The organism is Aeromicrobium marinum DSM 15272, assembly GCF_000160775.2.
Classification (GTDB): domain Bacteria; phylum Actinomycetota; class Actinomycetes; order Propionibacteriales; family Nocardioidaceae; genus Aeromicrobium; species Aeromicrobium marinum.
This window is the reverse complement of record NZ_CM001024.1, coordinates 2,396,959-2,409,193: the sequence shown is the minus strand read 5'-3', so window position 1 is coordinate 2,409,193 and position 12,235 is coordinate 2,396,959. Positions and strand designations below refer to the sequence as shown.

The following is a 12,235-nucleotide window of genomic DNA, read 5'->3' as shown; positions in this document are numbered from 1 at the left end:
CCGTCCCGGTCGCTAGGCTGCCGGGGTGGACGCCCCCCTCGCGCTGTACCGCCGCTACCGGCCGGAGACCTTCGCCGAGGTCATCGGGCAGGAGCACGTCACCGACCCCCTGCGACACGCGCTCGCCGCCAACCGGGTCAACCACGCCTACCTGTTCAGCGGCCCGCGCGGCTGCGGCAAGACCACCAGCGCCCGCATCCTGGCCCGCGCCCTCAACTGCGAGCAGGCTCCGGTGTCCGACCCGTGCGGCGAGTGCCAGAGCTGTCGCGACCTCGCCCGCGGCGGACCCGGCAGCGTCGACGTCATCGAGATCGACGCGGCCAGCCACGGTGGTGTCGACGACGCCCGCGACCTGCGCGAGCGGGCGTTCTTCGCCCCGGTCAGCAGCCGGTACAAGGTCTACATCATCGACGAGGCCCACATGGTCTCCCCGCAGGGCTTCAACGCGCTGCTGAAACTGGTCGAGGAGCCGCCGCCGCACCTCAAGTTCATCTTCGCCACCACCGAGCCCGACAAGGTCATCGGCACCATCCGGTCGCGCACCCACCACTACCCCTTCCGGCTCGTGCCGCCCAAGACCCTCGGGGACTACCTGCTGCAGCTGTGCAGCGCCGAGCAGGTCACCCTCGACACCGCCGCGCTGCCGCTGGTGGTGCGCGCGGGCGGCGGCTCGGTGCGCGACACGCTCAGCGTCCTCGACCAGCTGCTCGGCGGTGCGGGGCCGCAGGGGGTCACGTACGACCTCGCCGTCCAGCTGCTGGGGTACACCCCGGACTCGTTGCTCGACGAGATCGTCGACGCGTTCGCCGCCACCGACGCGCGCACGGTGTTCGGCGTGGTCGACAAGGTCATCGAGTCCGGGCAGGACCCGCGCCGGTTCACCGAGGATCTCCTCCAGCGGCTACGAGACCTCGTGGTGCTGCGGGCCGTGCCGACCGCCGTCGAGGTCGGGCTGCTCGACCTGCCGGCCGACCGCACCGAGCGGCTGCAGGCGCAGGCTGCCGGGTTCGGGCCCGCGGAGCTCGTGCGGATCGCCGACCACATCGACGCCGCCCTCACGGAGTTCCGTGGGGCGACGGCCCCGCGCCTGCTGCTGGAGCTGTTGTGCGCCCGCATCCTCGTGCCCGGTGCCGACCACACGAGTGAGGGCCACGCCGCCCGGCTCGACCGCATCGAACGCCGCCTCGATGCCGGCGGGGCTCCCGCCGCCCCCGCACCCCAGCCCGCCCCCCCGGCGGTCGAGGCGCAGCCCGCCCCCCCGGTGGTTGAGGTGCCGCGAGGAACGAGCGGCCTCGAAACCACACCCGCCCCCGAGCCCACCCCCGAGCCCGACCCCCCGGTGGTTGAGGCGGAGCCCGAGCCCCCGGTGGTTGAGGCGCCGCGAGGAACGAGCGGCCTCGAAACCACCCCCGAGCCCGAAACCACCCCCGAGCCCGAAACCACCCCCGAGCCCGAAACCACCCCCGAGCCCGAAACCACCCCCGAGCCCGAAACCACCCCCGAGCCCGAAACCACCCCCGAGCCCGACCCCACCCCTGACCCCGCCGCCGCGCCCGGGTCCCTCACCGTGGCCGACGTCCGACGCCTGTGGCCCGAGGTCCTCGCCGTCGTCCAGGGTCTGCGCCGGTTCGCGTGGATCCTGCTCAGTCAGAACGCCCACGTCTCGGCGCTGGACGGTGACGTCCTCACCATCGCGCTCGTCAATGCCGGGGCCCGCGAGTCGTTCACCAACAGCCGGTCGCACGAGTACGTCCAGAAGGCCCTTCACGAGGTGCTGGGCGTCTCCTGGCGCATCGAGACCATCGTCGACCCGTCGGCGGGCGACCAGATCCGACCCTCCGCGCCGGCTGCTCCGGCCGAGCCGGCCGCGCCGCGCACCACGGGCCGGGCCCCGGACTCGGTCCGCGAGGCGATGACCCGTCCGGCACCCACCCGCGAGGAGACCGACGACGCCGCCGACCCGGGCGATCCGGTGCTGCAGGAGTCCGACGCCGACATCGAGCAGCTGCTGTCCCGTGAGCTCGGAGCCCAGGTCATTGACGAGAACGACCCCGGCTCCCGCTGAACCGGTCCGGCTGCGGCTCGAGCTGCGCCAGGACGCCACCGACGTCCTCCGCGCGCTGCGCGGACGCCGGCGGCTGGTCGCGCTGGTGGGCGCCTGGCACCACGGCGAGGCGCTCGTGGCGATGGACCCGGTGGCCGAGCTCGACCCGGCACACGCGTTCGAGGTGAGCCTGCCGGGCCCGGCCTCGCCCGGGGCCTTCGGCGGGGGGTGGATCGGCTGGTGGGGCTACCGGTTGGGGCACCACCTCGAACGGTTGCCGGACGCCCCGCCCCGGCCCGTACCCCAGCCCGACGCGGTCGTGGGCTTCTACGACCGGGTCCTGCGGCTCACCGACGGGGTCTGGTGGGCGGAGGGTCTGTGTCCGCCGGACGAGCTGCGACGGTGGGTCGACGACCTGCTGCCGGCACTGCAGACGCCCACCCGCGCCCCCACCACGGTGGGGGAGTTCGCGATGGTCCCGGGGCCCGACGCGCACCGCCGGGCGGTCGCGGCGACGGTCGAACGGATCGTCGCGGGGGACATCTTCCAGGCCAACCTGTGCCTGCGGCTCGACGCGCGGCTCACGGGTGACCCGCTCGACGTGTTCTGCGCCGGCGTCGACCGGCTGGCCCCCGCCTACGCCGCCTACGTCGCCTGGCCCGGCGGTGCGGTCGCGAGCTTCTCGCCCGAGCTGTTCCTGCGCAGGACCGGGCACGAGGTGCTGACGTCGCCCATCAAGGGCACGGCCCATCTTGACACCGACCCGGCCGAGCTGGTCGCGTCGACGAAGGACCGGGCCGAGAACGTCATGATCGTCGACCTGATGCGCAACGACCTGGGTCGGGTCTGCGTCCCGGGGTCCGTGCGGGTCCCGGCGATCGCGCGGGCCGAACGGCATGCGGTGTGGCACCTGGTGTCCGACGTCGTCGGTCGCCTCGTGCCGGGGGTCGACGACGAGGCCCTGTTGCGCGCCACGTTCCCGCCGGGGTCGGTCACCGGGGCACCGAAGGTCAGCGCGCAGACGATCGTCGCCGAGCTCGAGAGCACCGGTCGCGAGGCCTACACCGGTGCGATCGGCCACGTCAGCGCGGCGGCAGGACTCGAGCTCAACGTGGCCATCCGCACCTTCGAGTTCGCTGCCGACGGCGACGGTCACCGCGTCTGGCTCGGGGTCGGCGGCGGGATCGTGGCCGACTCCACCCCGGAGGCCGAGCTCGCCGAGTGTCTGGTGAAGGCCCGTCCGCTCGTCGAGGCCATCGGTGGCAGCCTGGCCGACTTCGGTGTCGACCCGCCGGCCCCTGCCGACCACCCACCGGACCCGCCACCACGCCACCGCGGTGCGGGCGTCTTCGAGACGTTGCTGGTGGTCGACGACCGCGCCGTCGACCTCCAGGCCCATCTGGCCCGGCTCGACGCCAGCGTGCGCACCCTGCACGGGCGGACCGTGCGGCCCGGGCTCGAGGCGGCGGTGCGACGCAAGGTCGCAGGACTTCAGGGTCGGCACCGGCTGCGCATCGACGCCGTCCCCGGGCAGGGTGACGTGGCGGTCAGCCTGACCGTCGCCCCGCTGGTCGCCGAGCCGTCCACCTGGTCGCTGCGGCCCCGCATCGTCGGCGGAGGGTGGGGGCAGCACAAGTGGCGCGACCGCGACGCGTTCGGACCGGTCGAGCCGGGGCGCGACCTGCTGCTGATCGACGACGACGGCAGCGTGCTCGAGACGGCCCGCGCCTCGGTCTTCTGCGTGCTCGACGACGGGGTGCACACGCCGGCGCTCGACGGGCGGATCCTGCCCGGCACCATGCGGGCCCGGGTCGTGGAGTCGTTGCAGGCCTCGGCGATCCCGGTGCACCAGCACCGCCTCACCACGGCCGACCTCGCAGCGGCCAGCGAGGTGTTCGTCGCCAACGCGCTGCGCGGGGTGGTGCCCATCTCCTCGGTCGACGGGGTCGGCCGGTGGGCGCCGGGGCCGCTCACCGCGCACCTCGCCGGCCGGGTCGGTGACCGCGGACTCGGGTCGGGACGGGTCGCGGCCGAGGTGAGCGGTCGGCCGCCGCGGACGGCCGGCTCACCGCCGCAGGTGCTGTTCATCGACAACTACGACTCGTTCGTGCACAACCTCGTGCAGTACGTGGGCGAGCTGGGCGCCGGCACCACCGTGGTGCGCAACGACGCGGTCGACGTGGGCGACCTGATCGCCCGCCGCGCGGCGGGGCAGCTCACCCACGTCGTGATCTCTCCCGGCCCCGGCGGACCGGCCGACGCCGGCATCAGCGCCGACGTGGTCCGGCGGCTCGGCCCCACGACCCCGACGCTCGGGGTGTGCCTCGGACACCAGGTCGTCGCTGCCGTGCACGGAGCCCAGGTCGTCCGGGCCGACCGGGTGGTGCACGGCAAACCATCGCTGGTGCACCACGAGGGTCGGGGGGTCTTCGCCGGCCTGCCGTCCCCGTTCGTCGCGGCCCGCTACCACTCGCTCGTCGTCGATCCGGACAGCGTGCCGCCGGAGCTGGAGGTCACCGCACGCACGGCCGGAGGGGTCGTCATGGGCCTGCGGCACCGGGTGCACCCGGTCGAGGGGGTGCAGATGCACCCGGAGTCGATCCTGACCCGGCACGGCCACGAGATGCTGGCCACGTTCCTCTCCCGCACAACATAGCGAGCGAGCGCTCTCTATGTTACTCTCGGCCGAGACGTGAGGAGAGTCACATGAGCGATTTCGATCTTCTGGTGCGCGGAGGCACCTACTACGACGGGACGGGCGCGCCGGGTCGCGTCGCCGACCTCGGGGTCCGCGACGGTCGTGTCGTCGCGGTCGAGGCACGCCTGGAGGCCGGGCCCACCACCCGCGTCGTCGACGCCACCGGCCGGTGGGTCATGCCCGGGTTCGTCGACACCCACACCCACTACGACGCCGAGGTGCAGGTCGCCCCGGGCCTGAACGAGTCGGTGCGGCACGGCGTCACCACCGTGCTGGTCGGCAACTGCTCGCTCTCCACCGTGTACTCCACCCCGCTCGACGCGGCCGACCTGTTCAGTCGGGTCGAGGCCCTGCCGCGGGCCCACGTCCTCACCGCCCTGGAGGAGGCCAAGACCTGGAGCACGCCGCAGGGATGGGTCGATGCCCTCGAGCAGCTGCCGCTGGGTCCGCACGTGGCATCGTTCCTCGGCCACTCCGACGTCCGCGCCAGCGTGATGGGCCTCGGCCGCTCCACCGACCCGAGCCACCGCGCCAGCCGCGCCGAGATGGTCGAGATCGAGCGCCGTCTCGAGGAGGCCCTCGACGCCGGGTTCCTCGGCATCTCCACGATGACCAACCCGTGGGACAAGCTCGACGGGGACCGGTACCGGTCCCGCTCGCTGCCGTCGACGTACTCCAGCTGGAAGGAGTTCCGCCGGCTCAGTCGCGTGCTGCGACGCCGCGACCGGGTGCTGCAGGGTGTGCCGAACCTCAACAAGAAGTACGACATCGCCTTCTACCTCACCACCTCGATGGGCCTGTTCCGCAAGTCGCTGCGGGTCTCGCTGCTGGCGGCCGCCGACACCAAGGCCGAGCCGTGGGTGCAGCGCATCTTCGGCCCCCTGGCGCGCATCGCCAACCAGCTCGGCCGCGGCCGGTTCACCTGGCAGCACCTACCCACGACGTTCCGGGTGTGGGCCGACGGCATCGACCTCGTGGTCTTCGAGGAGTTCGGCTCGGGCCGTGAGGCGCTGCACCTGCGGGAGGAGATGGGTCGCAACGACCTGCTCTCCGACGAGGCGTACCGGCGCTGGTTCCGGGCCGACTTCGACAAGCGGTTCAGCCCGCGGGTCTGGCACCGCGACTTCGACGACGCCGAGATCACCGAGTGCCCCGACGCCTCCCTGGTGGGCCGCATGATCGGCGACGTCGCGCGCGACCGTGACGTCCACCCCGTCGACTGCTACCTCGACCTCGTGGTCGAGCACGGCACCGACCTGCGGTGGAAGACCAACATCGCCAACACGCGGCCCGAGGTCCAGGACTCGCTCATCAACCGGCACGGGATCACCATCGGGTTCTCCGACGCGGGTGCGCACCTGCGCAACATGGCGTTCTACAACTTCGGGGTGCGGCTGATGAACCGGGTGCACGCCGCCCAGGCCAAGCCGAAGCCGTTCATGACCGTCGAGAAGGCGGTGTACAAGCTCACGGGCGAGCTCGGGGACTTCTACGGTCTCGACGCGGGCCGGATCCGGGTCGGCGACCGCGCGGACATCACCGTCATCGACCCGGCCGGTCTGGACGGCAGCGTCGACGACTACCACGAGGCTGTGATGCCGGAGTTCGGCGGCATGAGCCGCATGGTCAACCGCAACGACGCCGCGGTCGCGGCCACGATCGTGTCCGGCGAGGTCGTCTGGTCGGGCGGGGAGTTCGCCCCCGGCTACGGCACGACGCTGGGCACGGGCCGGTTTTTGCGGGCCGACGAGCCGCGCGGCACCGTCTCGGCGGTCCGCCGACTGTCCGGGGCGCCAACCGATACACCGGTGATGGCACCCTCGGGGGCATGACCTCGACCTCGCCCTCGGCAGCACCGCCGCGTCGCACCCAGGCGCAACGGCGCGCCAGCACCATGGGCGCGCTGGTCGACGCGGCGGTCCACCTGTTGGGCGAGGTCGGGTACGCCCGCACGACGACGGCCGAGATCTGTCGGCACGCGGGGGTGTCCACGGGCGGTCTGTTCCGACACTTCGACTCCCGGCTCGACGTCATCGTCGCGGCAGCCGACGAGGTCCGGTCCCGGCAGTTCGACCAGTTCCGCGAGGGACTCGAGGCCTTGTCGGAGGTGACGTTGCACGACGGTCTGGTGCTGCTCCGCCGGGCGTGCCGGGCCCCGATCAACGCGGCCTGGTACGAGCTGCTCGTGGCCGCGCGCACCGACGCCGCCCTGCGCGAGAAGCTCGCCCCGCTCACCGAGCGGTACCACCGCGAGATCATGGAGATCGGCCGCACCATGCCGGTCGCCGGGGCGCTGCCGCCCGACGAGCTCGACACCCTCCTGCTCAGCATTGTGCACCTGCTCGACGGGGAGGCCCTCGTGTCTGTCGTCCACGGACACCCCGAGCACGAGGACATCCGGCTCGAGCAGCTGGTGCGCATCCTCTCCGGCCAGACCCTCCTGCCCTGACCCCCCCCGGGGCGGTAGGTGAGCAACCACTCCCGTCGGCCGGTGCGGTGGGGGTGGCGGAGGTAGGTCAGCAACCGAATAGGGAGACGGTTCGGTTGCTCACCTACCGCCGCACCCGTGGTTCGGTTGCTCACCTACCGCCGCTGGCGGTGAAAGGTTGCTGACCTACCGCCCGGACGCCGGGCGCGGGGGCGCGCAGCCCGTCCACCGCGCGACTACGCTGGCGGCGTGTACGACAGCGTGATCCAGGACCTCATCGACGAGCTCGGGCGTCTGCCCGGGATCGGTCCCAAGAGCGCCCAACGGATCGCCTTCCACCTGCTCGACGCGGACCCCGAGGACGTCCGGCGGTTCGCGTCGGTGCTCACCGAGGTCAAGGCCACGGTGCACTTCTGTGCGACCTGCGGCAACGTGACGGTCGACCCCGAGTGCCGCATCTGCGCCGACCCGCGACGCGACGCCACCGTGCTGTGCGTGGTCGAGGAGTCCAAGGACGTCGTGGCCATCGAGCGCACCCGCGAGTTCCGCGGCCGCTACCACGTGCTGGGCGGTGCCATCAGCCCCATCGCGGGCATCGGACCCGACCAGCTGCGCATCAAGGAGCTGCTCGGCCGGCTGCAGGACGGCGTCGTCACCGAGGTCATCATCGCGACCGACCCGAACCTCGAGGGCGAGGCGACCGCCACCTACCTGATCCGCATGCTGTCGACCCTGGGCGTCGCGGTCAGCAAGCTCGCGAGCGGCCTCCCGGTCGGCGGCGACCTGGAGTACGCCGACGAGCTGACCCTCGGCCGGGCCTTCGAGGGACGCACCTCGATCCCGCAGGCCGCCGCACCCGGCTGACGGACTCGTGACGGCGCCGGTCAGCCGTTGCCCCGCACCCCTCGCCAGCCCAGACTGGGCCCATGACCCAGTCACCGGATGCCAGCGGCCTCAAGGCCGTGTTCGTCAACGCGACGCTGAAGAAGTCGCCCGAACCCAGCCACACCGACGGGCTGGTCGACAAGAGTGCCGAGATCCTGACCGCCCACGGGGTCGAGGTGACGCGCCTGCGGGCGATCGACCACGACATCGCCACCGGCGTGTACCCCGACATGACCGAGCACGGCTGGGAGACCGACGCGTGGCCGGGCATCCTCGAGCAGATCATGGCCGCCGACATCCTGGTGCTGGCCGGACCGATCTGGCTGGGCGACAACAGCAGCGTCATGAAGCAGGTCATCGAGCGGCTGTACTCCGCGTCGGGCATCCTCAACGGCGCCGGCCAGTACGCCTTCTACGGCAAGGTCGCCGGGTGCCTGATCACCGGCAACGAGGACGGCGTCAAGCACTGCGCCATGAACGTGCTCTACAGCCTCCAGCACGTCGGCTTCACGATCCCGCCGCAGGCCGATGCGGGCTGGATCGGCGAGGCCGGCCCCGGACCGTCGTACCTCGACGAGGGCTCCGGCGGCCCCGAGAACGACTTCACCAACCGCAACACGACCTTCATGACCTACAACCTGCTGCACCTGGCGGGGATGTTCCGCGCCGCCGGAGGGATTCCTGCCTTCGGCAACCAGCGCACCGTGTGGGACTCCGGCGTGCACGAGTTCCACCACAATCCGGAGTATCGGTAGACTGACGCAGGGCGTCCGGATCGGGCGCCTGTTGTCCGTACGAGCCGAGGAAGCCCCGTGGGAATCGTCGTCCAGAAGTACGGCGGCTCCTCGGTGTCCGACGCCACCAGCGTCAAGAGGGTCGCCCAGCGCATCGTCGCGACCCGCAAGTCCGGTCACGACGTGGTCGTCGTGGTGTCCGCCATGGGCGACACCACCGACGACCTGATCGACCTGGCCAACCAGGTGTCGCCGCTGCCGCCGGCCCGTGAGCTCGACATGCTGCTCACGGCGGGGGAGCGGATCTCGATGGCCGTGCTCGCCATGGCCATCGGCAGCCTCGGGCACGAGGCGCGTTCGTTCACCGGCTCGCAGGCCGGGGTGATCACCGACGCCGAGCACGGACGAGCCAAGATCATCGACGTCACCCCGGGTCGCATCGAGGCGGCGCTGGCCGAGGGCGCCATCGCGATCGTGGCGGGCTTCCAGGGCGTCTCGCAGACGACCAAGGACATCACCACGCTCGGGCGCGGCGGGTCCGACACCACGGCGGTCGCGCTCGCCGCGGCGCTCGGGGCCGACGTGTGCGAGATCTACACCGACGTCGACGGCATCTTCACCGCCGACCCCCGGATCGTGCCCAACGCCCGCCAGATCCCGCGGATCTCCTACGAGGAGACCCTCGAGATGGCGGCCAACGGGGCCAAGATCCTGCACCTGCGGTGCGTCGAGTACGCCCGCCGCAACGCCATTCCCATCCACGTCCGATCCTCGTTCTCCGCCAAGGAGGGCACCTGGGTCGTCCACGCCGACGAGGTCGCCACCATGGAACAAGCCATCATCTCCGGGGTCGCCCACGACCGCAGCGAGTCCAAGATCACCGTGGTCGGCGTCCCCGACAAGGTCGGTGAGGCGGCCGGCATCTTCCGAGCGCTCGCCGACGCGCAGATCAACATCGACATGATCGTGCAGAACGTGTCGGCGGCGACCACCTCGCTCACCGACATCTCGTTCACCCTGCCCCGCAGCGACGGCCAGACCGCCATGTCGGCCCTCGCCCGGTTGCAGGACTCGGTCGGCTTCGAGCGCCTGCAGTACGACGACAGCGTCGGCAAGGTCTCGATCGTCGGCGCCGGCATGCGGTCCGAGCCCGGCATCACCGCCCGGTTCTTCCAGGCGCTGGCCGACGCCGGCGTCAACATCGAGATGATCTCGACCTCGGAGATCCGCATCTCGGTGGTCGTCAGCGAGGCGCAGGTCGACGCCGCCGTCAACGCCGCCCACGCGGCCTTCGACCTCGGCACCGACGAGGTCCAGGCCGTCGTCTACGGGGGGACCGGCCGATGACCACCGCACGGATCGGCATCGTCGGCGCCACCGGTCAGGTCGGCGTCGCGATGCGCAGCATCCTGGCCGAGCGCAACTTCCCGGCCTCCCAGGTGCGGTTCTTCGCGTCGGCACGCTCGGCCGGCCGCACCCTGCCGTGGGGCGACGGCGAGATCGTCATCGAGGACGCCGAGACCGCCGACCCGACCGGGCTCGACATCGCCCTGTTCTCCGCCGGCGCCACCCTGTCGCGCGTGCAGGCCCCCCGGTTCGCCGCGGCCGGCGTCACCGTGGTCGACAACTCCTCGGCGTTCCGCAAGGACCCCTCGGTCCCGTTGGTCGTCAGCGAGGTCAACCCCGGCGACATCCCGGCGGGTGACGGTCCGGGCGGACGAGGCATCATCGCCAACCCGAACTGCACCACGATGGCCGCCATGCCGGTCCTCAAGCCGCTCCACGACGAGGCCGGGCTGGTCCGGCTCGTCGTCAGCAGCTACCAGGCGGTCTCGGGCTCCGGCGTCGCCGGTGTGCGCGAGCTGCACGACCAGGCGCTCGCGGTGGTCGAGAAGGCCGACGCGCTGGCCTACGACGGCCAGGCGCTGTCCTTCCCCGCGCCGCAGAAGTACGTCGCGCCGATCGCGTTCAACGTGCTGCCGATGGCCGGGTCGATCGTCGACGACGGATCGTTCGAGACCGACGAGGAGCAGAAGCTCCGGCACGAGAGCCGCAAGATCCTCGGCCTGCCCGACCTGCGCGTCGCCGGCACGTGCGTGCGGGTGCCGGTGTTCACCGGGCACTCGCTGTCGATCAACGCCGAGTTCGCCCGGGACCTCACGGTGGCCCGGGCCACCGAGCTGCTCGCCGCCGCCCCGGGCGTGCGCCTGGTCGACGTGCCGACGCCGCTGCAGGCCGCCGGGGCCGACCCGAGTCTCGTGGGCCGGATCCGTCAGGACCGGTCGCTCGACGGCGACCGCGGTCTGGTGCTGTTCGTCAGTGGCGACAACCTGCGCAAGGGCGCGGCGCTGAACACGGTGCAGATCGCCGAGCTGCTCGTCTGACGGCGGTCACGCCACCGGGCTGAGTTCGATCTCGGTGTCGCCGATCCCGATCACGGAGCCCGCCGGCAGGTCGAAGTCGGCGTCGTCGGCCGCGGAGACGTAGCAGGTGACGCTGTTGACCGTGCCGCCCTGGCCCCAGCCGGCAGCACCGCGCAGGCCGTGGCCGGCGAGCAGGTCCTCGTCGTAGTCCTCGCCGATCACCCGACCGAGGACGTCGTCGCAGGCCTGGTCGATCTGCTCCTGCACCTCGTCGTCGAACGGGGCGGACGCGTCGACCGAGGCGTTCGCGAGCTGCTCGTCGTCGAGCAGGAAGGTCGCGTCCAGGCGCACGGTGAACTCCCCGAAGTGGGGCTGCTCGCACGTCGTGTCCACCACCAGACCGGAGGAGTCGAAAGCGAAGCACTCGCGCTCGGCCGCCGGGACCTCCGGCGACAGCAGCGACGGCGTGGTCAGGCCGGTGACGGGGGAGGCGGGCGCCTGCACGGGATCGGCGGACGGCTCGGAGAACCGGTTCACGCACACGAGCACGGGCTGGTCGGCCCAGCCCTCGCTGGGCAGCACGGCCACCGCGGCGGACGTGTCGGTCACCGGTGCCACGGCGAGCCGGCCGCCGTCCTCGCCCGCCAGCTCGAGGTCCGCCAGGCCGACGGCCCGCTGCAGACCCACGGCGCAGGTGGTGCGGGCGAAGGCAGCGAACTGGATCTGGATCGCCGACTGGGGTGAACCGTCGGCGGCGGCCTGCAAGCCGATGCGGTCCAGCTCGGTCGCGCCGGTCGGATCGGCGAAGTACGAGGGCGGGACGTCCTGCACGACCAGCACCTCGTACACGTGCGGCTCGTCGCAGTCGACCACCGTGCTCTCGGAGATCGCGACGTCACCGAGCAGGCTGACCGGCTCGGGCGATGCGATGCAGGCGCCGGGGGCCACCGTGGTGGGGGCGACGGCGGGCGTGGTCTCGACCGGACCGGGCGCGGGCTCGTCGGAACCGGAACAGGACGCGAGCCACAGGGTGGTCGCGGCCAGGAGGGGGAGCAGGAGGCGGGTCACGGGCGTCGAGGTCCT

General features: G+C 72.2%; 9 protein-coding genes. 8 read left to right on the top strand and 1 reads right to left on the bottom strand.

What is annotated here, in order from left to right; all coding sequences use genetic code 11:
- Positions 1 to 25: 25 nt before the first annotated feature.
- The 8 genes from HMPREF0063_RS12245 to HMPREF0063_RS12210 all read left to right on the top strand — a co-directional run bounded on the left by HMPREF0063_RS12245 (position 26) and on the right by HMPREF0063_RS12210 (position 11,173).
- Entirely contained in the window at positions 26 to 2,065 is a 2,040-nt protein-coding gene (locus HMPREF0063_RS12245; RefSeq protein WP_007078997.1) for a DNA polymerase III subunit gamma and tau, read from the top strand.
- Positions 2,037 to 4,700, top strand: coding sequence for an aminodeoxychorismate synthase component I (locus HMPREF0063_RS15890; RefSeq protein ID WP_007078996.1), 2,664 nt, complete (start codon positions 2,037 to 2,039; stop codon positions 4,698 to 4,700). The genes HMPREF0063_RS12245 and HMPREF0063_RS15890 overlap by 29 nt, the downstream gene beginning before the upstream one ends.
- Positions 4,701 to 4,750: 50 nt before the next feature.
- Positions 4,751 to 6,574: an N-acyl-D-amino-acid deacylase family protein gene (locus HMPREF0063_RS12235; protein WP_007078995.1), complete on the top strand. Its 1,824-nt coding sequence runs from the start codon at positions 4,751 to 4,753 to the stop codon at positions 6,572 to 6,574.
- On the top strand, positions 6,571 to 7,191 hold the full coding sequence (locus HMPREF0063_RS12230; RefSeq protein ID WP_007078994.1) for a TetR/AcrR family transcriptional regulator: 621 nt from the start codon (positions 6,571 to 6,573) through the stop codon (positions 7,189 to 7,191). The genes HMPREF0063_RS12235 and HMPREF0063_RS12230 overlap by 4 nt, the downstream gene beginning before the upstream one ends.
- A 228-nt stretch (positions 7,192 to 7,419) precedes the next feature.
- The gene (gene recR / locus HMPREF0063_RS12225) at positions 7,420 to 8,034 is read left to right on the top strand and encodes a recombination mediator RecR (protein WP_007078993.1); all 615 of its coding nucleotides are present in this window, start codon (positions 7,420 to 7,422) and stop codon (positions 8,032 to 8,034) included.
- A gap of 62 nt (positions 8,035 to 8,096) precedes the next feature.
- Positions 8,097 to 8,810 carry a flavodoxin family protein gene (locus HMPREF0063_RS12220; RefSeq protein WP_007078992.1) on the top strand — a complete coding sequence of 238 codons (714 nt, stop codon included), beginning with the start codon at positions 8,097 to 8,099 and terminating at the stop codon, positions 8,808 to 8,810.
- Positions 8,811 to 8,867: 57 nt separating this feature from the next.
- A complete protein-coding gene (locus HMPREF0063_RS12215; protein ID WP_007078991.1) occupies positions 8,868 to 10,136 on the top strand; it encodes an aspartate kinase in 1,269 nt (422 codons plus the stop codon).
- Entirely contained in the window at positions 10,133 to 11,173 is a 1,041-nt protein-coding gene (locus HMPREF0063_RS12210; RefSeq protein WP_007078990.1) for an aspartate-semialdehyde dehydrogenase, read from the top strand. Before HMPREF0063_RS12215 ends, HMPREF0063_RS12210 begins: the two co-directional genes overlap by 4 nt.
- 6 nt (positions 11,174 to 11,179) lie before the next feature.
- Here the strand turns inward: HMPREF0063_RS12210 and HMPREF0063_RS12205 are convergent, their stop codons facing one another.
- Positions 11,180 to 12,220, bottom strand: a complete 1,041-nt coding sequence (locus HMPREF0063_RS12205) for a hypothetical protein (protein ID WP_040320269.1) — start codon at positions 12,218 to 12,220, stop codon at positions 11,180 to 11,182.
- Positions 12,221 to 12,235 lie beyond the last annotated feature (15 nt).